The following is a 26,782-nucleotide window of genomic DNA, read 5'->3' as shown; positions in this document are numbered from 1 at the left end:
TAAAATAACTTTTATAGTGTATTACTGTTTTACACTGTATAAAGCCGTATTTATAATAATTTTTGGTACTTTCAAATAGAAGTAAAACTAAATAGTGGATTAGTTTAGAGTATTTTGAAAAAATATACCTCTAATAAAAAAATTTTCTTTCCCCCCTTGAACTAACAAAAATAAAATATATATAGTATGTACATTTAAAGATTTAATAATTGGAGGTTAAAATGTCTTTTAAACCATTACATGATAGAATTGCAATAAAGCCTATCGAAAATGAAGAGAAAACTAAAGGTGGAATTATTATTCCAGATACAGCAAAAGAAAAACCAATGCAAGGTGAAATAGTAGCTGTAGGTAACGGTGTACTTAATAAAAATGGTGAAATTTATCCTTTAGAATTAAAAGTAGGTGATAAAGTTTTATACGGTAAATGGGCAGGTACCGAAATTGAAATAAAAGGAGAGAAACTAATCGTTATGAAAGAAAGCGATGTATTTGGTATTATTAATTAATTATTTAGGAGAAAAAAAATATGACAACGAAACTTATTAAACACGGTTCAAAAGCCCGTGAACAAATGCTCGAAGGTATTGATATACTTGCAGATGCAGTAAAAGTGACTTTAGGTCCAAAAGGTAGAAATGTACTTATCGAACAATCATTTGGTGCACCGAAAATTACAAAAGATGGTGTGACTGTTGCAAAATCGATTGAGTTAAAAGATAAAATTAGAAATGCAGGAGCTCAGCTATTAAAATCAGCTGCTACAAAAGCTGCAGAGGTAGCAGGTGATGGTACTACTACTGCTACGGTACTTGCGAGAGCTTTGGCTCGTGAAGGTAATAAGTTGGTTGCAGCAGGCTATAATCCTATGGATTTAAAGCGTGGTATGGATTTAGCAGTAAATGCAGTAGTAGAAGAAATTAAAAGATCTAGTAAAAAAATCAATAGCCAAGAAGAAATTGCGCAAGTTGGGACTATATCTTCAAATGGTGATAAAGAAATCGGTGAAAAAATTGCTAAGGCAATGGAGGAAGTCGGTAAAGAAGGTGTGATCACCGTTGAAGAGGCAAAGAATTTTAGTTTTGATGTTGAAGTTGTCAAAGGTATGATGTTTGATAGGGGTTATTTATCGCCATATTTTGTAACGAATTCTGAAAAAATGGTTGCTGAGCTTGAAAATCCTTTTATCTTACTATTTGAAAAGAAGTTATCAAATTTACAACCAATGTTGCCTATACTTGAGGCTGTAGTACAATCACAACGTCCGTTATTAATTATTGCTGAGGATGTTGAGGGTGAAGCACTTGCGACGCTTGTAGTCAATAGATTACGTGGTGGTTTGAAAGTTGCAGCAGTAAAAGCTCCTGGTTTTGGTGATAGAAGAAAAGCAATGATGGAAGATATTGCTATCCTCACTAAAGGTGAACTTATTACTGAAGATTTGGGTATGAAGCTTGAAAATGTTAATATTAAAAATCTAGGTACAGCAAAAAGAGTTACAATTTCTAAAGAAAATACTGTAATTGTTGATGGTAACGGTGATAAGAAAAATATTGAGGATAGAGTATTACAAATTAAATCTCAAATAGCTGAAACTACTTCTGATTATGATAAAGAAAAACTTCAAGAGCGTTTAGCTAAACTTTCCGGAGGAGTTGCAGTATTAAAGGTTGGTGGTGCTACAGAAGTTGAAGTGAAAGAGCGTAAGGATCGCGTTGAAGATGCGCTTGCTGCTACCAGAGCAGCAGTTGAGGAAGGTGTTGTTGCTGGGGGCGGTGTAACGTTACTGCATGCATCACAAACTTTAACAAAGCTTAAAGTAGAGAATAAAGATCAGCAAGCTGGAATTGAAATAGTAATAGAAGCTTTAAAAGATCCACTAAAACAAATTGTAAAAAATGCCGGTGAAAACGGTGGTGTAGTAGTTGGTAAATTACTGGAACATAATGATAAAAATTATGGCTTTAATGCTCAAGATATGCAATATGTTGATATGATTAAAGCAGGCATTATTGATCCGGCTAAAGTAGTACGTACTGCACTTCAAGATGCTGCTTCTGTTGCTTCCTTAATTATTACCACAGAAACTTTAATTGTGGATGAACCTTCTGATAAAGAAGAACCAATGCCAATGCGTGGCGGCATGGGTGGCATGGGTGGTATGGGTGGTATGGACTTCTAAGTTTATATCTACTCAAGATAGGTTATGCAATAGGTCTAGTAAACTAGTCTTGTTGTATTACTTTTTGTAAGAATTGTCACCTGGACTGAGGGCCTAGTATAAATGGATACCATCTCTATAAGTCACGGTATCCATTTGTATTAGGTTCCAAAAGTTTATGAGATGACAATATATGTAGAGCTGTTCACACATTCAATGCCCTCTGATAATACATTTAACAATGTGCTGTGTAACACATTATCAAATTGCAGAAAAACTGATTTATGCAACAATGTGTTTAAAGCTATTCTTTACTTAATTCTTTAACAAAAGTCTTCCTCAAATAATATAGAATTTCTTATATAAATGATAGTAAATATTCTATAATTAATTATAATAGCTCAACTTTTGGAAAATGTTTGCAGTGATTTTGCACTTTTATTATTAAGAATAAATTTGTTGAAGTTATAAGATCCATTTAATTGATAAAATTATTAATAAAATTTTAGCTTTTGATTTATGTTAAACTACGATAGTTAAAATTAGTAAAAAAATGACTATTTTTATTTTAAATAATTTTATAATTTATACAGTTAAGCAATGTTAAAATAAGATAATTTAAATTCTATGTATATAGATTAGCTTCTAAAAGCAATCTAATAATATGCTTAGGATTAAGATCAAATATTATGGTATAGCAGTGCAGATTTTGCCATAAACTTAATTTCCTTATTAATTTTGCTAAAAATAGTAAATTAATTAGAAATATTAATAGAATTTAATTAAATTTGTTGCTTTAATTGGTGTTTAGTTATTTATAAGTATAACTATTAACTGAATTAGTATAAATTAAGGAGGTAGTTTTGCTCCAAAGGGTTATTAAACATTTAAGTTATAATTTATCTAAACATGATATTGCTGCTCAAATAACAGGTAGGATAAAACATCCAATATCAATTTTATATAAATTATATCGTAAGGGTATAAAGTTAGAAGAATTAACAGATATTTTTGCGATAAGAATAGTAGTAATAGATGAGGAAAAATGTTATAAAGCTTTAAAAATAGTTCATGAACTTTATGATCATGAAAAAGATAAATTTAAAAATTATATCCTTAATCCTAAACCCAATGGCTATCAATCTTTACATACTATTATTATAACTGAGGATAATTATAAAATAGAGATACAAATACGTGATTATAATATGCATTATAATGCAGAGAGTGGTGATGCAGCACACTGGAAATATAAAAATAGTTTTTAGTTGATTTAAGCTTTTTTCTTTCTAAAGTAGTATTGCATTCTCTTTAATTTATTTTGTATTATTTTGAAGTTGAAAAAAGAAATTTCGTAAACCGATCGGAATATTGCTTTTTGTTCTGAAGGAAAATGTTGCTTAATAAAATTATTGCAAACATTTAATAGTTGTTGTTCTACGGTTCGTATTTCTAAATAAGCTGCTATGAGTAAGAAACTTTCTATAGTTTCTTTTACTGTTTCTAAAGCCTTTTCTGTAGACTTAGCATTGATAGTTTGTAAATTATGCAGTCGATCAAATACTTTAATAAGTGCAATATCATATCTTTGTTCTTGGATTAATAAATTCAACATTTCACCAGAGCTAATTTTACCGTATGGCTTAATTCTTGTTAAACGTTCTACATTATCTGCAATATTCTTATCAAAAATTTTGCTAATATCAGCATGCGTAAGTATTGTATCCTCAATAGTATCATGCAGAAGTGCTACATTTATCATATATGATTTGTAAAGTTTAGGAGCTTCAAGAGCTGTAAAATCTGCAAGCATGATTGCAACTTCTATAGGATGAGAATAATATGGTTCTCCTGATTGGCGCATTTGAGTAGCATGATATTTACGGGTATAATAAATGCCTTTTTTAACTTCTATTATATCTATAGGTGAGTCTACTATAGTATTCAAATATTCAATTCGACCAATTAATTTTTTACTATAATTACAAAATTCAAATTTTTCCTGCCAAATATCAATATCTTCCATAAACCTACTAATTATTTAAACTTTTTAAAAAGAGTATGTATATACATACAATTAATATAAAATATTTTTATAAGAAAATTAATAATATTTTAGAAAGATATAATATTTATTTTTAAAATTTATCAGTAATTAATGGTTTTAAACACAAGCTAAACTATATCTTGATCTTTAAATAAAACTATATTTTTGTGATTTTTTTACACTATCACATAAATATTAATTTTGTTAACATTCATAGACTGAGTATATTACTCTAAATAATAGATAATAGCTCTAAGTATAAATATAGTTAATAACATTCAATACAAAGCCAAGTATTCTTATTTATTCTCATATATTTTTACTTTATTGATTTATAATTTTTTGCAATATTAAAAATTAACTATTATGAATTGTTATTATGCAATTTATTTTATTAAATATTTATAATTTGTATTAATTATACTAATAGCTATTCCGTTAATTATATACTTAAATCGAGATTGGAAAAACAGAAATATAATTTGTATAATCTATTAACATGTTACAAAAATAACACTGTGTATGATATCAATATATCTGAAATAACTTTTGATATTAGTACAATACAACAGTATTGCGATTAAGTTAGAACTTATACAGTTTTTAAATATTTATATACAAAAAGTGCAAACATTTTGTGTTAATTTTATACTTAATATTGCATCTAGTATTTAGTGGTATAGTAATATCTTAAGATCATAATACTCTGAATACTTTGAGAAAATATTTTCTGTTAGAACTACAATCATTGTTTTACTACATTACAAAGAACGAAAATATTCACACTGCAACAGTGTTTGAATTACGTCATCAAGTGTCTAATAACGTGTTAGAGCATTATAGTCTTCGCTAAAATACGCTTGCTTTATTTAGGTGTTTTTATAGTAAAGATAAACTATACTTTTGTAGTAAAGGACTATGTATGTAACACTTCTCCTGCGATTACATAGCACCTTCCTCTCACAGATATATTTGTAGTGTTATACATTTCTAAATTGGCATACAAATTGAAGGTACTCATTTTATTGACAGCACTACTTTGCTAACACTTGCTATTTGTAGTAGCATAATGATACTGTAGCAAAAAGAGTAGTATTTATTCATAATTGTTCTTGCTAACAGAACATTGTTAATACAAATTAAATACTAAATAAAAGTTTTTTGTAGTAGTATTTTAAATGTCTATTATAGAAATAATTGGAATAATCATTACCAAATAACTGTAATAGATTTTTATTCTGTATGTAGTTTTTTAGTTCACAATAAAAATTACATATTTTAGTAATAACTAATCAAATAAAGTCAAACAAGAACATCCATTCTATTTTATCTATTATTCTACTAGTTTCATGGAGTTAAATTATGTTGGTAGAATATTTCTTTAAACATTATATGTATTACCGCATTACTTCTTAATGTCTTTCTATGCAATTTTGGTTTAGGTTTAAGTACAAACTTTTTGTAGATAGCTAGCGGTACAGTTAATTCAAACTAGGATGGAGATGCGCTTTATAGAGTAAATTAATGAGATTTGTACAAATTAAGTATAGAACAAATTTAAAATGCACGTGTAATGTACAACCTTCACTTTTTTGCATTATAAAATAAAAATAGCCGAAACTCACTAAGCAATAAATGAGTATTGCGTTGGTTCTAAACAACATTATTAGTTTCTTATGTAGAAGTTAAGATCATCATAATTAAAGTTAAAATTATAATAAAAAGTAATAAATCAAATTTTAGATAAGTCTGTACTAGTCCGTTTTCATAAAATTTTGTATCAATACCTTACTATATATACTAATCACAGTTCAACTTATTGTAAAAAGTAGTGAGGTAAATTGATCACTAGTTATAAGCCTGCATTTACATCTACTCAAACATTATTATGTAAAAACTATCTTTTTTATTTTAGAAATTAAATGTAAGCTTTTACGCTATCTTTGGTTTTATTTGTTCTAAATAATTATTATTATAGATCAAATCATGTTTAGATCGTTTTGTATAAATATATAAATCTTGAGAGATGTTTATTGTATTTACGTAACTAGTTAATCTATCATTTAATTTTTTATTATTTTGTTTGCAACTACTAAACTGTCTCTGCCACGAATTTGAACATTTTAGTGAATTATTACGATTATCTTTAATTCTTGTGTTTTTTTCCACATTGGAATTAATTATTTAATAAATATATTGCCTAATGTTTTATTATAATAAGCAGAATCGTGTTACATATATTAAAATCAAAGCTCCGTATTTATTGTTGAAGTTATAAAGAATTAAGATTTTTTAAAAATTCAGATTATAATATATAATGTTTAATCTTTTTAAAATATTTTCTTTTCCTAAAGTTTCTGCAATTTCAAAGATGCTAGGTGAAGCAGTCATACCTGTTATTAAAGCCCTTACTGGTCTCATAATATCATTCAGTTTTAAACCGTTGTATATTGCTATTTCTTTAAATTTATTCTGTATGCATTCCTTATCAAATTGCTCAAGTTTGTTTAAGTTCGCTATAATTTGTTTTATTAAATCCTTATCGCAATTTTTTATTACTTCTTTCGCATCTTGATTATAGATCATAGGTGAATCTACGAGGTAAATGTAAGCAAGCTGTGCTAAATCTATCAATGTTGCGCTTCTCACTATTAAGCTTGGCATTGCTTGTTTTATATAACTTACCTCTTTTTCACTAATCTTATAATTTTGTTTCAAAATCGCTACAGTTTTTGAAGTTAGGCTATCATTGTCAAGCATTCTTAAGTAATGAGAGTTAATGCTGTTCATCTTAGCAAAATCAAGTTTAGAAGGTGATTTACCGAGTGAATCAAGATTAAACCATTCTATAGCCTGATTCATTGATATAATTTCATCATCACCGTGACTCCATCCGAGACGCAATAAATAATTACATAAACTTTCCGGTAGATATCCCATATCTTTATAAGCTTCAACGCCTAAAGCTCCATGTCTTTTTGATAATTTTGTTCCATCTGCCCCATGAATTAAAGGTATATGAGTCATATTCGGGACTTCATAACCAAAAGCATGATAAATTGCGATTTGTCTTGCTGCATTTGTTAAATGATCATCACCCCTAATAATATGTGTTATTCCCATATCATGATCATCTACTATAACGGCTAGCATGTAAGTAGCAGTTCCATCTGCTCTAATTAGTATCATATCGTCTATATGTGAGTTTTCGATTACTATATCACCTTGTAAAGTATCATGTATTGTTATACTGCCTTCACGAGGTACTTTTAATCGTATTACTGGTTTTATATCAGCAGGGTAGGTAGATGGTCCTTTATCACGCCATTCGCTATTAAAGATAAAATGTTTTTTATCTTTTAAAGCTTGTTGTCGCTGCCTTGCTATTTCTTCTTGTTTAGTAAAACAATAATATGCTTTACCTTCTTTCAGTAATTTTAGTGCAGCTTCTTTATAAAGCGAATTACGTTTAGACTGAAATATCACTTCGCCGTCCCAATTAATTCCTAGCCATTTTAGACCTGAGAATATTGCTGCGATTGCCTCTTTAGTTGACCGTTTCTTATCAGTGTCTTCAATGCGAAGAAAAAACTTGCCATTATTATGTCTTGCGAATAAATAATTAAAAAGCGCGGTTCTTGCTGACCCTATATGTAAAAACCCAGTCGGTGACGGAGCAAATCTAGTAATTATGTTAGTCATTTATTATTATTTTTACTCTGAATATACTCAGAACTTTTTTAAGTTATAATTTGATTACGGTATCTATGCAAATAATTTGCAATATATACTGTTGAGATTTTGCTAAATCATGCAATCAAGTTATGGAATGCTATTAATTGCATTGGAAAGTGAATTTATTTTCTTCCCCAAATACATAAAATAATTTACATCTATATCATTACTTAATTTCCATTCATTCCTAGCAAGATTAAATACTAAACCTTTCAGCTCTTTAATTTCAATATTGGTATCCGTAAGTATTTCATAAATTTCTGATGGTTTTAAAAATTTGCTATAATCATGAGTATTTTTGGGTACCCAACCTAGAATATATTCAGCAACTATTATCCCAAACAAATAAGCTTTTTTAGTGCGGTTAATTGTAGAAATTATTGCTATACCGTTTGGCTTAATATGTTGAACCAAATTGAGTATAAATTGCTGTACATTTTCTACATGTTCAATAACCTCAAGACAAATTACAACATCATATAGCTTATCGTTTTCTAATTCTTCTATAGTAGTTTGTAAATAATTTATCTTTAAGTCATTTTTCTGAGCATAAATAGTTGCCGTTTCAATATTACTTTTTAGTGCATCAATGGCCGTAACGTTAAAACCTTGCGATGCTAGAGGTGCTGCAATTAATCCGCCACCACACCCGACATCTAATATTTGTAATTTAGAAATATCGTTGTAATGCAATTTTATTTTTTCTATGATATATTCAATGCGAATATGGTTTATTCGGTGTAATATACCGAATTCTCCATCCTTATTCCACCAATTATGAGAGATTTTCTCAAATTTTTTTAATTCTTTCTTATTGATTGAAGACATAGTAGATGATTTTTTTTAATGTTATCACGTGTCTTGAATTGGATGACAATATGTAACACACTATAATATAATATACTCAGATGACTTTAATAATACTAGCCTTAATTTTAATTAGCTGTATATTTGCTCCATTAGGCTGTATAGCACTATGGAAGCGATATATTTATTTTGGTGATGGGCTCGCTCATAGTAGTTTTTTAGCGGCTAGCATAAGCATTATAGCACATTTTCCATTAATATATTCAGGAATAATAGTTGCAATTCTTTTTTCCTTTTTTGTGTTTTTTTTTAAAAATAATTCTGAAAAAAATGCAGTTATTAATTTAATTTCTAGCTTTATGCTCGCTGTTGCTTTAATTATTAATTATTTTACTTCTTTACAGAATAATATAGTGCATTTGTTATTTGGTGATATTTTATCCGTATCTTTTAATGATTTGATTATACTCGTGGTAGTGTTTATAACTATAATAAGCTTTATAGTCTATTTTTATAATCAAATTCTTCTTACAATTATCAATAGGGATATTGCAGTTATACAAGGCTTAAATGTCAATATTATTGAGCTAATATTTTTACTGCTTCTCTCATTATCTGTATTCGCCGCTATAAAGATTGTTGGAGTACTTATGGTTACTGCTATTTTACTTATTCCTGCGATGATTGCCAGGTTTGTAGCATATAGTCCGTCTCAGATGATTATAATATCAATTTTTATCTCTTTATTTATTAATTTTTGTGCTGCATTTAGCTCTTTCTACTTTGATTTACCGTTAACGCCATTGTTTATTGTATTAGGTACATTGATTTATAGTTTGTTTTATTTAAAGCGGTTCTTATAAGTAAATTAATTGACTGAATATAATAAAAATTGCTAGACCAATATGGTGCAGTAATATTCGTGTAATGTTTTATTGGTATATTAGTGTTATGATAGAAAGAATTATATTAAGTCATCTAAGTAGTTATTAATATTTTTTATATTGTAGTTTTGATTTACCTCTATCTCAAGAAAGTAACTCTATCATGCTTTGAAAGTATTGCTTTTATCAAGAGTTATTAGGTAAGTAATTTCAATTAGTTTTGAATACTGTTATTAATAAGCAAAAATAAAGGCTATATCGTGACTTGACTAATTTATATAGTGCAAAATTCTTCATTGATAAGATATGAGGTGTAATAGTTTTTGGTTTTACCTCTCTATGCTATAATGTTCAGAATGCCTAGAATCAATTAGGTTTCTATTCTTCATAATCTCAAGATAATCAATTTTCCCACTTGCAAGTAGAGGTATTTCTGAATTGGTAATAATTAATTTTGGTAAATGTAATAAAGAAATTTGAGCGTTAGATACCATTTTTGTAAAGTTTTCTTTATTTATATCGGAACCGGTAGTAAGTAAAATAATTTTTGCCCCGTATCTTTTATCTTGCACAGAAATAGCAGCATGTAAGGACTCAGGATCGATTTCGCTTGCAAGTTCTTCAATTTTTGTAAGAGATATCATTTCCCCGGCTATTTTAGCAAAGCGTTTTAAGCGTCCTAAAATTGTTATATATCCTTCAGAATCGATTTTGACTATATCTCCTGTATCGTACCATTCTTGATAACTACGGTGACCTTCTAAGTCTAGGTAACCAAGCATGATGTTAGGGCCTTTGATGAATAAACGTCCCCCTTCATTTATACCTGCTACTTTTTCAAGCTTATAATCGATTTTTGGTAATAATCTTCCGACAGTGCCTGCTTTATTATGCATAGGAGTATTACAAGCTATAATAGGTGCAGCTTCAGTAATTCCATATCCTTCAAAAATACGTATACCGTATTTATTAAGCCAAAATTGTCTTGTAGTTTCTTTTAATTTCTCGTTACCAGCAAATATATAGCGTAATGAAAAAAAATCATATGGATGGGCGTAATTAGCATAACCCTTTAAAAAAGTATCTGTAGAAATTAATATAGTTGCTCCAATATCGTATATAGCTTCAGGAATGCTGCGATAATTTAATGCATGAGGATATAGGAATAGTTTAATACCGTTTAAAGTTGTAATAATTGCGCCACCAAGCCCAAAACTATGAAATAGTGGTAATGAATTAAATACTATATCTTCAGGGCTAAAAGGTACTTTAGCGGTTATTTGATATCTATTAGTTTGTAAATTTTTGTGAGATAGTAATACTGCTTTAGGTTCTCCTTCAGTACCAGAAGTAAAAATTATCACTGCCGGTTTTTCGTCATCACGATTATGACAAAAATAATTGTAATAAGTTTGAGAAAAATAACTTCCTATTTTTGCTTTGAGTTTTAGAGCTGTACTAATTTGATTTTTAAAATCTTCTAAATATATTATTTTAATACCTAAATCTAACAAGTGAGTTATTAATTCATGTAAATTTGCTTTCTCAATAAATTCTTTTGAAGTGTAAACTACTTTAATTTGTGCAAGTTTACAGCAGTTAGTAATAGTCCCTATAGCGCTACTCCAGTTAATTATAGCAGGAACATAACCATTAGATTGCATAGCATAAAAAGTAATTAACGTATTCGTAGTATTCGGCAACATTAAGCCTAAATGCCTGTCAAAAATATTATTTTTTTTGATTAAGTCACCTAGGATAAAAGATTTGAATATTAAATCGCGATAAGTTACTGTATTTTTTTCAAAATCATCAACTATTTTTTTTTTAAATCCATGAATTTTAGCAGCTTCTATAAGAGATGAGAATAAAGTATTTTTATAATCTGAACTCTCAAACATCATGTCAGCCATAATATCATAAAGAGTCCTAGATATATAACTACGTCGTGCTTGATTATTTGCAGTATCAATATTAGCGAATTTTACCGGTGGTAACACTGTGATAGTAATTTTAGGGAAAATTTTCTTTTTTAATATGTTTTTTAATTTTGATAGATGTGTAAATTGGGTACCGTCTATTCTTACAGGTAGGAGTGTAGCATCAGCTTTATCTGCAATCATGCCAGGTCCTTCGTAGATTTTCATTAAAGAGCCAGTAACGCTTATTCTACCTTCCGGAAAAATAGCTATCTTCTGATCTTTTTGTACTGCTTTTACTAAAGTCTTGATAGCCATTGGATTACTTGGATCAACTGGTAAAGTTTTAGCCATACGTAAAAATGGCTTAATCCACCATATTTTTTGTATATCTGGACTAATAGCAAAAATCATCTCTTCTCGTAAGTAAGTAGCAATTAGTGGTGGATCGAGATATGAAATATGATTAGCAACCACAACTACTTTTTTGCCTGCTTTTTGAAAATTTTCAAATCCTTTAACTTCAACTTTATACATAAGATCAAAACAGATTTGAAATATTCTGCGTAATAGTTTAAAAGGAATAATTTTAACTTCAGGTATTAGGCGATAAATATATATAGTGACTACTATATTAGCTAGACTAATAAATAATATGATCCAAGGTATAGTGAAATTTAGATAAAATAATAGAGATAGAATAATTGTTGATCCAACCATGAAAATGGAATTAATTAGGTTATTAGCTGCAATAATTCTGCTACGATGAGCAGGATTCGCATAATGCTGTAATATTGCAAAAAGTGGTACGATATATAAACCGCTTATTATTGCTAAGAAAAATAAATCTATAACTATTCGCCAATTATGTCTTTTAGATAAAAATACAAAAATACTTTTTAGCTGAGTAGGTTCGTAGTTAACTGAACTAATTCTACTTGCGAAGAATAAATCAATACCGAAAATACTAATCCCTAGAGCTGAAATAAATAGATATTTAACCGTAATCTCATCTTCAAATATTTTGCTACATAAAAATGATCCTACTCCAACACCAAGAGAAAAAACTGCTAAAAATAAGTTAGCAACATTCTCATCAGCCTTAAAAGTTATCTTAGCAAGCAAAGGTATTTGTGCAATGATAGCAGCTCCGATAAACCAAAACCATGAAATACCAAGTATAGCTAAATATATCTGTTTTTTTGCTTTGGCATATTTAATCATATTTATACTTTCATCTATAATATTAAAATTTATTTTAATATTATGATTTGCATTTTTTGATTTTGGAGACAAAAGGCTTGTAATAAAGCCAAGAAAAGCAATAGTCATTAATGAATAAATTATAAAATTATTGCTGATTGTATAATAACTTCCTATTATAGTACCAATGAAAATACCTATAAAAGTAGCAGCTTCAACAAATCCATTAGCTCCAAGTAATTCATCTTTATTTAGATGATCAGGTAATACGCTATATTTGATTGGACCGAAAAAAGTAGAATGTATACCCATTAAGCAAATAGAACAGAACAGGATTAATAGATTATTATTATGAAATCCGTAAATTGCAAAGGCAATTATACCGATTTCATAAATCTTAAGAATTTTTATAAGACTCGCACGTTCGTATTTATCAGCAATTTGTCCTGCTATGCTTGCGAATATTATGAAAGGTAGTACAAAAGTAGCATTAGCAATTAAAACAAGTACATTATTATACTTACTTATAGTTTCTGAAATGCCATAAGTTATAAGGATTACAAGAGCATTTTTTAATATATTATCATTAAGACAACCGAATAACTGTATTATAAAATTTGGCAAAAATCGTCTATCTTTAAAAAGATATAATTTGTTTGTATTCATGATATTTAATAATTTAAAAAGCCAATTTTATTGGATTTTATTGGATTTTATTGTTCTGTTTTGGTATTGCAAAACATAGTTCAAAAAATACACGGCGTTGTGCTGTGGATTGTCCACTATATCACGAACGCAACTAAATACTAATTAATTAGTGTTTTTAACGAGATTACGTGAATAAATTACAGAATGACAGACGTAAGATCCACGTAGATAATACTACACAGAAATGACATAGGATTCGTAATGAAGCCTAAACCCAACAAATATTATCAATTTATATTAATATGTCAAATTTAGATAAATACTTTTTAATGAGGATTATTTAAATTTTAATTATAATATACGTTATTGCTACTCTTTTAGCATTAATATTATTAGATTCATCTATCTTTTTGTAATGAATTTTATTTATTTTATAAACGCATATTTATTTCTTATAAAGATTATTTTCTATTCTCTCATTTTTGACCAGGACCTAGTATCAATATTTTTTATTATTTTTTTCTTTTTGTACTTTTTTCCTTCTGTATAGATTCTTTTTTAAGGTAGTTGATAAATTAGCAAATTTAGCAAGTGATTTGACTTTCTGGAGCACTTCTTTTGTATCTTCTGTAGATGACATAATAATTATCTTTTTACTTTATTATTATTATATTATATTATTGTTATTTTGGAAAATAAAACTATTAATCTCGCTATGAATCAAAGTAATATAATCTCGCCTGAGTTACTGGATGAGAGAAAAAATATTGCAAGGCAAGGGGGCGGTGAAGCTAGGATCAACGCGCAACATAAAAAAGGTAAGTTAACTGCACGCGAACGCATAGAAGTATTATTAGATCCAAATAGTTTTACTGAAACAGGAATGTTTGTATCGCATAGATGTGACAATTTTGGGATGCAGAATAAAAAGTTTTTGGGTGATGGCGTCGTCACTGGACACGGTACGATAAATGGTAGATTGGTGTTTATTTATAGCCAAGATTTTACTGTACTAGGTGGATCTCTTGGCGAATATCATGCTAAAAAAATCTGTGATATTATCGATCAAGCTATAGCAACTGGTGCACCAGTCATTGGTATTAACGACTCAGGTGGTGCAAGAATTCAAGAAGGTGTTGATGCTCTTGCCGGATATGGTGAATTATTCCAGCGTAATGTTTTAGCTTCTGGTGTTATTCCGCAAATTACCTTAATTATGGGACCTTGTGCTGGCGGTGCTGTGTATTCTCCTGCATTAACCGATTTTATATTCATGGTTAAGAATAGTTCTTATATGTTTGTAACCGGTCCTGATGTAGTAAAAACCGTGACAGGTGAAGAAGTAACTCAAGAAAAGCTTGGTGGGGCTAGAATGCATACTACTAAGAGTGGTGTTGCCGACCTTGCATTTAATAATGATATAGAAGCATTACTCGAAATTCGTAAATTCTTTAATTTTTTACCATCATCTAATCGTAGCACTCTTCCTGTTCGTCCGACTGTTGATCCTGCTGATAGAGTAGATATGTCTCTGAGCACTTTAATACCTAACACTCCTAATAAGCCTTATGATATGAAAGAGCTTGTTGAACGTATTGTTGATGAAGGCGAATTTTTTGAATTACAGCCTGATTTTGCTAAGAATATTATTATAGGTTTTGGTTATATGGAAGGTTATCCTGTTGGATTTGTCGCTAATCAACCATTGCATTTAGCAGGTTGTCTAGATATAAATGCTTCAAGAAAAGCAGCCAGATTTATAAGATTTTGTGATGCTTTTAATATTTCTATAGTAAGCCTAGTTGATGTTCCTGGATTTTTGCCTGGTACATCTCAGGAACATGAAGGTATTATTAAACACGGTGCTAAGCTGTTATACGCTTATGCGGAAGCAACGGTGCCAAAGATTACAGTAATTACACGTAAGGCTTACGGAGGCGCTTATATAGTTATGAATTCAAAGCATCTTAGAGGTGATATAAACTATGCTTGGTTTAATTCTGAAATCGCTGTTATGGGTGCAGAGGGTGCAGCTGAGATAATATTTAAGGAAGAATGTAAAGACAATGAAGCTAAAAAACAAAAAATCGATGAATATAGAAAAATAGTCACATCCCCTTTTGTTGCAGCATCTAGAGGATATTTAGATGATATTATAAGGCCACAAAATACTAGATGGAGAATATGTAAGGCGTTAAATTTTTTACGCACTAAAAAAGTATCATTGCCTTGGAAAAAACATGATAATTTGCCGCTTTAGTTGTCATCATATGCTTCGTAACGAAACATAAGAAGATCGTCTGTAACACAAGACTTTGTAGTTAAGATATGGTATTGGTATTAGGATATAAAAAATTATGACAAAACCATTATTTGATAAAATTTTAATTGCTAACCGTAGTGAAATTGCAGTTAGGATAATTCGAACTCTAAAGAAAATGGGAATAGGGTCAGTTGCCGTATATTCTGAAGCCGATACTAATTCGATGTATGTACAGCATGCAGATGAGGCTTATTATATAGGTGATTCTCCTGCTACTGCAAGCTATTTGTCTGTTAAAAACCTTATTTCAGCGATTCGTGAGAGTGGGGCAAGTGCTGTACACCCTGGATACGGGTTTTTATCGGAAAATCCAAATTTTGCTAATATTCTTAAAAGAGAAGGAGTAGTTTTAATAGGGCCAAGTGCTGGAACTATTAAGAAAATGGGTGATAAAATCGAAGCAAAGAAAATTGCAATAGAGGCTGGAGTGAGTACCGTTCCAGGTTATATGGGTACTATAAAAGATGTTAAACAAGCTATAGATATTGCTAAAGAAATTGGTTTTCCAGTAATAGTAAAAGCAACTGCCGGTGGTGGTGGGCGTGGTATGCGAGTTGTGAATAATCCAGCTGAAATGGCGAATGCTTTTGAATCAGCAAAGCTTGAAGCTGCTAATAGTTTTAGTGATGATAGATTATTTATTGAGAAGTTAATTCAAACTCCACGTCATATTGAGATTCAGTTAATTGCCGATCAATATGGCAATAGTGTATGTCTCGGAGAACGGGAATGTTCAATACAGCGTCACCATCAAAAAGTCATTGAAGAAGCGCCAAGTTCTTTCATTACTGAAAATATAAGGCAAGAAATGTATAGACAGGTAATATCCTTATCGCAAAAAGTTGGATATTATTCGGCTGGTACAGTTGAATTTATAGTCGACAGCAATAAAAATTTCTATTTTTTAGAAATGAATACTAGGTTGCAAGTAGAACATCCTGTTACTGAATTAATTACCGGTATAGATATCGTTGAAGAGATGATAAAAATCGCAGCAGGTGAGAAGTTATCATTTACCCAGGATGACATAAAATTAAAAGGTTGGGCATTTGAATCGAGAATTTGTGCCGAAAACCCAAGTCGAGGTTTTTTACCTTCTAGTGGTAGAATTATAGCTTATTCAGAACCTGCAAAGAGTCCTAATATCCGTATCGATACAGGGATTGGGCTTGGTGGTGAAGTAAGTATGTTTTATGACTCAATGATTGCAAAATTATGTACTTACGGTGAAACACGAGAGCAGGCAATTGAGGTAATGCGTTCTGCTTTAAGTTCTTATATAATTAATGGTATCGCTCATAATATCAGTTTCTTAGAAGCAGTAATGCTACATCCACGCTTTGTTAGTGGCGATATTTCTACTGACTTTATTCAAGAAGAATATCCTGATGGTTTTTCTGGAGCTAGTCTTACTTCAGAAGTAACTACAGTATTTCTAGCAACTGCTATTTTTATTTATATATCGGAACAAAGACGTGCTTCATTAATTTCTGGCAATATTAATAATCAGGCTAACAAAATAGGTACAAGATGGGTAGTAACTATTGATGATAAACTATTTCCAGTATTAATTACACCTGTTGAAAATGGCTATAATATACGTCACGAAAGTGATAGAATATATATTCGTAGTAATTGGAATTTAGGTAATGAACTTTTTACTGCTATAATTAACGGTAAGAAGACAAATGTAAAAATTGAAAATATTAGAACTGGTTATTTATTATCGCATGCCGGTATTAGTGTAAAAGCCTTTGTACGTTCTCCACGTATATCAGAACTTGAAGCATTGATGGTTTCAAAAGTAGTATTAGAAGAAAATTCTGAACTACAAGTGCCTCTAAGTGGTCAGATTGCTGCAATAAAGGTGAAAGAAGGGCAAGAGGTGACTATAGGACAGGAAATTATGATTTTGACTGCTATGAAAATGGAAAATATTATTTTAGCTGAACGAGATGGAAAAATAGCTAAAATTTTTGTTAATGAAAAAGATAATGTTGTAAAAGGGAAGATATTATTAGAATTTGCTTGATATACTAAGCTAATTTAAAAAAAAATTTGATACATTATTTATTGTGTTTAGTCCTTATATACATACTTACTTGTAAATTGTATTTTTAATTTTTAAATGAAACTGGTATATCTATAATCAATAATATCTATTAAATCAAAATTTTCTCATAAAATACTAAAGTAATTATCTTCCTCAAATAAATAAATCTTATTTCTGCTTCGAGAATATTATTCCATTCAGTTGCAATTTTTTTCAATACCCAATATATCAAACAATGATTTATTAGTCTTATTAGACAATTTTAGCATTAATAATATTATGTTTTGTAATAATGAAAGTTTGTATATATTTAAATATATTATAACTTCTGGATATTTATCAAGATTAGTTACGGCAATTAAAGAAAGTACTTTGATAGAGTCATATTTCATAGTTTTTATAAATTTTTGTTATTAATATTCTTATATTGTTATACAAAACATCAGGATAATGAATTTATTAATTTTGCGATAAGCTTCTATATTTAATATTTCATCATTGCTATGATAATTATTTATTGCTATCAGCTTTAGAGTAATTATACTTTTTTAATTTATAAAAATTTGTTATATTTTGATCTGCTGATAATACGTTTGTATTTTAATGAATCGCTCATTAGCTTTATAAATAGGAAGAAGCAATGTTGAATGAACAACAAATGTATATTTGCTACTTTTTTGCTGCATTTTCTACTAAAACTTTTATTGTGTATTACTCATATTAGTTTCATACTTTATAATGATATTCATCTTTTTTATTCTTTCTGTGAAGTGCAAATTCTAATGCTTTGTATTTATTGGAGATATAATACTCTTTCTGTAGTTCATTTAAATTCAGATTATTTGTAATGTTGCTTGTATCTTAAACTTATCTCAATATTGTTTGAGCGAGTGATTAGTCACGATATTTACAATATGAATAACTTATAATCTCTTAACTTTGAGCTGTATTAGATTATTCTCTAATGCTACTTTACTGACATAATCAGGCATAAAATTTTTAGCAAACTCTCCTAAAGTTTGTTCTTTAATAAAGTCGCCATAATTCTCAATGATCTTAGATAAATCAAACTCGCTTATTATCTCAATTAAAATCTTATCAGTTATAGAGAAATCAGCTTCTTTTCGAGCATGTTGTATGAATCGTATGATGTCTCTCGCGTAACCTTCTTCTATTAACTCAGATGTTAGCTCTAAATCAAGTATGAGTAAGCTACTATTATTCTCAAAATTTGCTGTTCCTTTAATATGTGAATGTGGTTCTAAAACTAGCTTATATTCGTTACTATTTAAGATTTCACCGCATATAACTAAACCGAGAGTACTAGTTTCCCATTCCCCTTTTTTAGAAGCATCTATAATCGCTTTCATTTTATGTGGCAGACGTTTACCCAGTATTGCAAAATTAAGTGATAACTTTTTGTGTGCGTAATTCTCTAGATCATCACGGTATATTACAGTTTTCACATTAATTTCATCTTTAATTAAATCTTCAAAATCTTTAAGATTATTATTATGTTTACTGATAATAGTTATGCAGGCAAGAGGTTGCCTTACTCTGATATTTTTAGTGCTCCTAATAAATAGGCTATTACTGCAAATATCAAGTACATTATCCATAGTGCTCACAAGTTCGTGATTTATTTCAAAATCTGAGAGTGTTGGGTAGTTGCAGAGATGTACTGACGTGTTGTAATCCTGTGTCCCAGACATTGGATTTTGTACTACATGTTTACCTTCTAAAAGCAAACAATTAAGTTGTGTGATGGCAGTATTATGTAATCCCTGATATATAGCCTCTGAAATCATAGGTACTAGTGCTGACATCGCAATAGTCATTGTCTCTAAGCATGAATATAGGGTATTATAAGCATTTTGCTTATCTGTATCTTTTTCTTTTTTCCAAAATCTAGCTCGGCTGCGCCTTATATACCAGTTATTTAATACTTCAAAAAACTCTGAAACTGCATGATAAGCTGTTTGTGTATCGAAATTATCTAAACTTTCTTCAATTTTATTTACTGCTATTTTAAGCTTAGATAATATATAAATATCAAGTACGTTTTGTGAAGTAAAGTTAAGTGTCCCTTTAAGCGCATCGGCGTTAGCATATATTGTAAAGAAATGGTATGCATTCCATATAGGTTTTATAAATAGACGAAGAGTATCAAATATCATCTTACCGTCTTTGTCTATTAATAGTTCTTGACCTTTAACAACATTTGAAGAAAGCATTGTAACTCTTAATGCGTCTGATCCGTATCTATCAAATAGCTCCAGCGGATCAGCATAGTTGTTAAGACGTTTTGACAATTTTTGACCTGTAGCGTCTAAAATTACGCCATGGCATATACAATTTAAAAATGGCGGACGATCAAATAAAGCTGTAGATAACACTATTAAAGTATAAAACCAACCACGTGTTTGAGATGAATACTCAACTATAAAATCAGCAGGGAAATGCTCTACAAACCACTTTTTATTCTCAAAAGGGTAGTGTGCTTGCCCATATGGCATAGAACCGCTTTCAAACCAGCAATCAAAGACATCATCTATTCTACGCATAATTGACTTACCTGTTGGATCATCAGGATTTGTTCTAGTAAGTTCATCGATAAATGGACGATGTAAATCATTAATTTTAACACCAAAATCTTGCTCAATCTCTTCTATAGAACCGTAAACATCTATGCGTGGATATTTTGGATCATCGGACTTCCAAACGGGTAAGGGCGTGCCCCAGAATCTATTACGGCTTATTGACCAATCACGAGCATTTTCAAGCCACTTACCAAATAAATTATCTTTAACGTTATGTGGAATCCAATTTATTTGCTGATTTAATTCAACCATTCTATCTTTAAACTGCGTAACCCTTACATACCATGATGGAACAGCTTTATATATAAGAGGCGTATCTGTGCGCCAGCAATGAGGATAATTATGAATATACTGCTCAGTTTTTATCCAATTTCCTTGTTCTTTCAGTTTTATTATTATTTTGTCATTTGCATCGAATACTTGCACTCCCTCTAAATCAGGAATCTCTTTCGTAAACTTACCACTATTATCAACAGGACACACAAGTTCAATACCTTTCGATTCACAAAGTATTTGGTCATCTTCACCAAAGCCTGGAGCCATATGTACTATTCCTGTACCTTCGCCTTCAACAACAAAGTTGCTAGCAAATATCTTAAAGCTGTTTGGATGATTCTCAAAATAGTTGAATAAAGGTTTATAGCTTAACCCTTGAAGTTTTAACCCTTTAATTATCTCAAAGTTTTCTTTACCACTAAGACCTAATTCCTTTGCATATTTAGCTACTGATGAGGCGGCTATAATATAACAAACATCATTTTTATTAACTAATGCATAATCAATGTCACTACCAACTGCAAGTGCTAAATTCGCAGGAAGTGTCCAAGGAGTCGTTGTCCAAGCAAGAATTCTATATTCTTTAAAATTATCGCCTCCGGTCATACCTAACTTCTGTGATATCATGCTGTTGAACAGAGTAATATCATTTAGCATAAAACTCACTGTTATTGCTTTATCTGTTCGCTCACGATATGAATTATCAAGTCTTGTTTCAAAATTAGAAAGTGGTGTTTCACATGCCCAAGAATATGGCATCACACGCATTGATTCGTATAATAAGCCTTTATTATATAGTTCTTTGAATGCCCACAAAACGGATTCCATAAAATTTTTATCCATCGTTTTATAAGCATTGTCAAAAGCTACCCATCTTGCTTGACGTGTTACGTATTGTTTCCACTCACTGGCATATTGCATGACAGAAGCTCTACAGTGGTTATTGAATTTTTCAATACCGAAGTTAGTGATTGCAAGACGTCCTGAAATACCAAGTTCTTTCTCTGATTGCATTTCAGCTGGTAAACCGTGACAATCCCAGCCAAAGCGACGCTCAACTTTCTTACCTTTTACAGTTTGGTATCTGGCATATACGTCTTTAATAAAGCCAGTAAGTAAATGACCGTAATGTGGCAAACCGTTTGCAAAAGGTGGGCCGTCATAAAAAATAAATTCTGATTCTCCATCCCTATGATCAATAGATTTTTGGAATATATTGTTATTTTGCCAAAATTTGAGTATCTCTCGCTCTATAGCAGCAAAATCAACATTAGCGCTAACGTCTGGGTAATATTTAGTATTTGTCATTATTCTAGAAATTATTATAATTTGGTCTACTAGGTCTACTATAATAATAGATAATGACTAAGAGATAAATACATAATTTACACTAAACTAATGAATTTCAAGAGATTAATGCAAAATCAAGAACTTTCTAATGCTCAAGTTGTAATATTTTTGTATAAGGTATATTTAAAAGCAAATAACAATTTTACTTTTGCAGTAATAAGAGATCAAACTTGAATTGATACTCTTGAAGATAATTTTTGTAGAATAACATACAACAAATACTGAACACATGAATTAATAAGCAAAATTACTTAGAAGTTAATATTTATCATTTTTGCTTGTGTTGTGCATTTTTGTAACATTTAAAAAATCTAGTCGATATTAATATCATATAGAGGCGTAAAAAATAATAAAGCGAGATACAACTCGTTTTTGTTTAAAATTTGCGCATAAATATCATGAATATTTACTGATATACTTATTAATTATTATATCTATACATTAATACTCTATACATTAATACTTAATTTCTTTATTTGTGTTTGATATTTTAAAAATGTATCAATAACTTATTCAAGTATTGTTTCAATAATGATCTTTTATGAAAAGAGTAGAATGCTTTTTATCTAATTAATGTTCATAGAATTTTTCTACATAAACATTCTAATGATTGGGATATTTGACTTGTTAAGTATTTTTTGTATTTTTGTAAAAGTTTTTACTCTATTTTTTATAGAAGTCTCAATAAATTGGTCAGTTTCAATATAATGTTCTGATTCATCTTGGATATAAAAAAGAATTGATGAAATATAAACTGAGAGTAATAATCCTCTTTTAGTGTAATAATTAAAATCAAGAGATTTGTCGCCGGCATAACGCCATATAGCATCACAGCTACGTACAGCAACTTTAATTCCTTGTATTGGGTTTAATGCAAAATAAGCAGCATTCTTACTATGAATAATAGGAATAAATATTTTAACTCGAATCTTTAAGGCTAAGGATATTTTTTCTCTTATTTTTTCAGGTTCTGTGATTGTCGTTAAGTTTGCTAACATTATTTTATCTAAATAGTCCTCAAAGAATTCTATTATTTCAGATAATCCATCTGGAAAAATTATTAAAGCATAACCCTTTGCAAAACCACATTTCTCTTCTGCTTCTTCAAGTAGATTATTATCCCATTCATGAAACGGTAATAATTCTAGTAAAGATTGCATAAAGTTTATTTTTTTTATATTGTATTCTTCCTTGATACTCATATTTAAACCTTGACATATAATAAGTTAATGATAAACTATCGTAGAATAAACCACAATATCTTTTTAGGAGAGTAATTTTAGTGATATTAGTAAATGTTCACGCAGGCAATTGTGATAATACGCTTAAGAATTTTAAGAAAAAATTACAAAGAGAGCTTTATTTTCGTAAGATGAAAGAACAGCGTTATTATGAAACACCTTCAGCGAAGCGTGTGCGTAAAGCACAAGAGGCAGCAAGAAGAATAAGAAAATTTGCTCGTAAGAAAATGTATGAAGAGTAAGACCTAAAAAATTTTAATACTAAACTAAAGCTAAAAATATTTCTAGCTTTTGTGTTATATAGATTATATTTATAATTTTCTATCGTTGTCTCATCTTTTGATGCCATTTCCTAAAGTTTTCTAACAGCTTTATTTATATCATTTTTTGTATCATTGATTCCGTATGAATGATAAAGTAGGCATTATTCCAATTAGTTTTTTTCTGAAACTGTTATAGCAATATGTCTATGCTTAGTTATTTAAAACAAAATTTGTGCTTTTATTTGTCTAGTAAAATACTAATTCTTGCTTTAGCAATATCAGCTATTGTTTCAGCTTGTACTACTTTTTATGTGATATCTTTAGAAGCAAAGAATTTTAGTACGATTATTGGATTTTTGTTAATTGATTTAGCAATTTTTTTGATTTTAGGTATTTTACTAACTCAAAAGTTTTTTTCTAAAAATAATGATAACGATAGTTCTAGATTACAAAATCGTATTGTAATTGCATTTAGTTTAGTAGCTGCTATTCCAACTATAATTGTTTCTGTATTTTCTGTTTATTTTTTTAATCTTAGTGTTAAAGCATGGTTTGATAAGAAGATTTCTACCGTGCTTGATCAATCTGTAATAGTAGCTGAAACTTATATTGCTGAGCATAAAGTACAGTTAAAAGAAACAGCTTTAGCAGTTGCCGAAGATTTAAGCGATATGTATTACGATTTAATCCATAATCCTGCTTTATTTACTAAAACACTTAATACCGAAGCAGATATGCGCTCGCTTGATGAAGCGATAGTTTTAAATAAATCTACCAATACTATAGTAGCTAATAGTTATTTAAGTTTTTCATTATCATTTGCAACTATTCCAGCACACTTAATTAAAAAAGCTGATTTAGGGGAACCAGTAGAAGTAAAATCCGACCCAACTAAAATCAGGATGTTAATTAAATTGAAAGAATATAATGATGTGTATTTATTAGTCGGTAGACTAGTAGATAATAAAATTATCGATCATATAGATGCAACTAACGGAGCAGCTGCCGAGTATAATAGCCTTAAAAATGAAATAGATAATATACAGATTAAGTTCTCTATAATGTTTATCTTTATTGCATTATTACTTCTTTTTGTAGCGATAAATTTTGGTGTTTTATTTACTGCTCAAATAGTAAAACCGATTAAAAAATTAGTTACTGCAACCGACAAAGTTAAAGATGGTGATTTAACAGTGCAGGTTCCTGAAAATGAGGTAGATAAAGACGAAATAGGAACGCTTTATGTAGCATTTAATAGAATGATTAAGCAGCTTTCGCGTCAGCAGCGTGATTTAGTTATAGCACAGAGGGCTATGGCTTGGTCGGATGTTGCAAAAAAAGTAGCTCATGAAATTAAGAACCCATTAACTCCTATTTTACTTGCTTCTGAAAGGTTACTTAAGAAATTTAGCGCTGAAATTAAGGACAAGTCAGAATTTGAAAGTTATTTAAAAATGATTATTCGTCATACTAACGATATTAAAAATATAGTATCCGAATTTGTTCTGTTTGCACGTCTTCCTGCTCCTAAATTTACGAAGAGTGAATTAGTTTATTTAGTAAAACATATTATTGAAGCACGTAAATTACTTAATGATAATATTGTGTATACATGTGATTCTAATGTAGATCAATTTGATTTTATGTGTGATGCTACACAAATAAATCAAGTGATGATCAATGTGTTAAAAAATGCTGAAGAGTCAATAGAAGGACAAGAATTCGGGAGAATAGATGTTATTTTAGATATTAAAGATGATTTTATCAATGTTATTGTAATGGATAACGGTAAAGGATTTCCTCCTGAGCTCATAGGTAAAGCTACCGAAAGCTATGTAACAACCAGCAGTAAAGGTATGGGTGTAGGGCTTGCTATAGTTAAAAGAATAGTAGAAGAGCATTGTGGTGTTTTAGATATCGCAAACAGAGAAGATAAAGGGGCAATAATCGATATAAAATTTGATTTAAAAGAACTGCATTTGAAAGTTAGACGTTCTTGTGGTTAGTAACAATGATTATAATCGATGATAATCATGCACCAAAAGATTATTAGATTTTGGTTAGTGATAATACTAATGGACGTACGCTATTTTCTAGAGCATGACCGATGTTATCAGAAAATGTACTTATATTCCAGAGAACTTGTAATAGCTGTTATACAGTATAACTAAGATTATTGATATAAATTTTTACCATCATGTACATATATAAATCTCTTTAATTATGTTTTGCAAAGTTTTTTTAATTTGCAACTAACTGATTAACTTTTTCAAGCTATTATCTAATTTTATTTAACATATTTTTATAATAGATAATAAATAATACAGATATAGTGGAGTATAGGATTTATTTAAAATGCATTCAATGCAATGATATGTAAGGCTATGATCGCAGCATATTTTTATTTAGAAAGAGAAGTGAGTACTAATCATTAGTTTTATAGCGATGATAAAATTAATAATTTCATATTATGGCTAAGTTAATTGCAGCAAGCCCTAAAATCTTGATTATGAATTTTTGCAATTTTCTTGTAAAATTTACATATTGTAAAGCATGACAAGCAATATGTACAAATATTTGCTTTGCGTTTTATAGATAGAAAGTTATGGTTTTAAATACCACTAAGATATTTATGATACAACAACATTGCTTATTTATGATAGTTGATTCTGTGATAACATATTTATTGCATTAGTCAATTGAGAGAATGGTAAATATGTGTTAGTTGCTAAAAAACAGATTAGTATCTATTTATTTCAGATTCTGTTACAAATAAAGTTTGTGAACAGTACAAGTATCTTAGATAGGATATTAAATGTCTAAAAATTTAAAAAATTGCTATTAAGTTGTAATACAGCAATCTAGTTTGACTTATTGAGCAATATAAATACTGTTCAATATTACAAATATTGATAAGACAAAAAGTAAAATATTTACTTTTCAGTCATAAAGCGTTAGAGCTATCTTCTCTTATTTCAATTGTAATTATTCACAAGATAGTCTTAGATTTAATTCATCAGAATATTATTCTAAATAAATAGGGCTGTTACATTAGTGTTTTTAGTACATAATAGAGATTATTTAAATCATTAATTACTTTTAAAATGTATTCTCTACTTCTCAGTATTAATTTTATGTTGTAATAATGATTTAGAAATAAGTTTTTAAGTATCTATTACTAGAGATGTCTTGGAAAATGCAATCCAATGTGTGCTAATTGGACTAATTAAATAATCGTTGATCTAAAAAGCTATTATGCTGGTCAATTATAT

Annotated in this window: 15 protein-coding genes; 8 read left to right on the top strand and 7 right to left on the bottom strand. The window is 29.5% G+C overall.

Annotation, left to right across the window (positions count from 1 at the left end):
• Positions 1 to 221 precede the first annotated feature (221 nt).
• From RT_RS03055 to RT_RS03045, 3 genes are all read left to right on the top strand, one after another.
• Complete coding sequence (locus RT_RS03055; protein WP_011191062.1) at positions 222 to 509, top strand: co-chaperone GroES; 288 nt, start codon at positions 222 to 224, stop codon at positions 507 to 509.
• Between the two features lie 20 nt (positions 510 to 529).
• Positions 530 to 2,182, top strand: coding sequence for a chaperonin GroEL (gene groL, locus RT_RS03050; protein WP_011191061.1), 1,653 nt, complete (start codon positions 530 to 532; stop codon positions 2,180 to 2,182).
• 842 nt (positions 2,183 to 3,024) lie between these two features.
• A complete protein-coding gene (locus tag RT_RS03045; RefSeq protein WP_004596267.1) occupies positions 3,025 to 3,429 on the top strand; it encodes a bifunctional (p)ppGpp synthetase/guanosine-3',5'-bis(diphosphate) 3'-pyrophosphohydrolase in 405 nt (134 codons plus the stop codon).
• A 5-nt stretch (positions 3,430 to 3,434) separates the two neighbouring features.
• Here the strand turns inward: RT_RS03045 and RT_RS03040 are convergent, their stop codons facing one another.
• The 3 genes from RT_RS03040 to ubiG all read right to left on the bottom strand — a co-directional run bounded on the left by RT_RS03040 (position 3,435) and on the right by ubiG (position 8,771).
• Positions 3,435 to 4,187, bottom strand: coding sequence for an HD domain-containing protein (locus tag RT_RS03040; protein WP_011191059.1), 753 nt, complete (start codon positions 4,185 to 4,187; stop codon positions 3,435 to 3,437).
• A gap of 2,313 nt (positions 4,188 to 6,500) precedes the next feature.
• Entirely contained in the window at positions 6,501 to 7,910 is a 1,410-nt protein-coding gene (gene gltX, locus RT_RS03030) for a glutamate--tRNA ligase (protein ID WP_011191058.1), read from the bottom strand.
• A 120-nt stretch (positions 7,911 to 8,030) separates the two neighbouring features.
• A complete protein-coding gene (gene ubiG, locus RT_RS03025; RefSeq protein WP_011191057.1) occupies positions 8,031 to 8,771 on the bottom strand; it encodes a bifunctional 2-polyprenyl-6-hydroxyphenol methylase/3-demethylubiquinol 3-O-methyltransferase UbiG in 741 nt (246 codons plus the stop codon).
• An 80-nt stretch (positions 8,772 to 8,851) separates the two neighbouring features.
• Here ubiG and RT_RS03020 point away from each other — a divergent pair, with 80 nt between their 5' ends.
• Positions 8,852 to 9,613, top strand: coding sequence for a metal ABC transporter permease (locus tag RT_RS03020; protein ID WP_011191056.1), 762 nt, complete (start codon positions 8,852 to 8,854; stop codon positions 9,611 to 9,613).
• Between the two features lie 350 nt (positions 9,614 to 9,963).
• On the opposite strand, the gene RT_RS03015 is transcribed toward RT_RS03020, so the two are convergent.
• Both RT_RS03015 and RT_RS04530 read right to left on the bottom strand, forming a co-directional pair.
• A complete protein-coding gene (locus RT_RS03015; RefSeq protein WP_011191055.1) occupies positions 9,964 to 13,422 on the bottom strand; it encodes an acyl-[ACP]--phospholipid O-acyltransferase in 3,459 nt (1,152 codons plus the stop codon).
• A 481-nt stretch (positions 13,423 to 13,903) separates the two neighbouring features.
• Complete coding sequence (locus RT_RS04530) at positions 13,904 to 14,044, bottom strand: hypothetical protein (RefSeq protein WP_011191054.1); 141 nt, start codon at positions 14,042 to 14,044, stop codon at positions 13,904 to 13,906.
• Positions 14,045 to 14,119: 75 nt separating this feature from the next.
• Here RT_RS04530 and RT_RS03010 point away from each other — a divergent pair, with 75 nt between their 5' ends.
• Both RT_RS03010 and RT_RS03005 read left to right on the top strand, forming a co-directional pair.
• Positions 14,120 to 15,664 carry an acyl-CoA carboxylase subunit beta gene (locus RT_RS03010; protein WP_011191053.1) on the top strand — a complete coding sequence of 515 codons (1,545 nt, stop codon included), beginning with the start codon at positions 14,120 to 14,122 and terminating at the stop codon, positions 15,662 to 15,664.
• Between the two features lie 97 nt (positions 15,665 to 15,761).
• The gene (locus tag RT_RS03005; RefSeq protein ID WP_011191052.1) at positions 15,762 to 17,759 is read left to right on the top strand and encodes an acetyl-CoA carboxylase biotin carboxylase subunit; all 1,998 of its coding nucleotides are present in this window, start codon (positions 15,762 to 15,764) and stop codon (positions 17,757 to 17,759) included.
• A 944-nt stretch (positions 17,760 to 18,703) separates the two neighbouring features.
• Here RT_RS03005 and ileS read toward each other — a convergent pair.
• Together ileS and RT_RS02990 are read right to left on the bottom strand one after the other, a co-directional pair.
• Entirely contained in the window at positions 18,704 to 21,964 is a 3,261-nt protein-coding gene (gene ileS, locus RT_RS02995) for an isoleucine--tRNA ligase (RefSeq protein ID WP_011191050.1), read from the bottom strand.
• A gap of 632 nt (positions 21,965 to 22,596) precedes the next feature.
• Positions 22,597 to 23,208 (bottom strand): COQ9 family protein, encoded by a 612-nt coding sequence (locus RT_RS02990; RefSeq protein WP_011191049.1) that lies wholly within the window; start codon positions 23,206 to 23,208, stop codon positions 22,597 to 22,599.
• An 80-nt stretch (positions 23,209 to 23,288) separates the two neighbouring features.
• Between RT_RS02990 and rpsU the strand changes: the two genes are divergently transcribed.
• Positions 23,289 to 23,489, top strand: coding sequence for a 30S ribosomal protein S21 (rpsU, locus tag RT_RS02985; RefSeq protein WP_004599167.1), 201 nt, complete (start codon positions 23,289 to 23,291; stop codon positions 23,487 to 23,489).
• A gap of 227 nt (positions 23,490 to 23,716) precedes the next feature.
• Positions 23,717 to 25,516, top strand: a complete 1,800-nt coding sequence (locus tag RT_RS02980; protein WP_014419450.1) for a sensor histidine kinase NtrY-like — start codon at positions 23,717 to 23,719, stop codon at positions 25,514 to 25,516.
• Positions 25,517 to 26,782: the final 1,266 nt, after the last annotated feature.

The organism is Rickettsia typhi str. Wilmington (genome assembly GCF_000008045.1).
In the GTDB taxonomy this organism is placed as follows: domain Bacteria; phylum Pseudomonadota; class Alphaproteobacteria; order Rickettsiales; family Rickettsiaceae; genus Rickettsia; species Rickettsia typhi.
The sequence above is the reverse complement of the archived record's forward strand: the minus strand, read 5'-3'. Positions and strand labels throughout refer to the sequence as shown.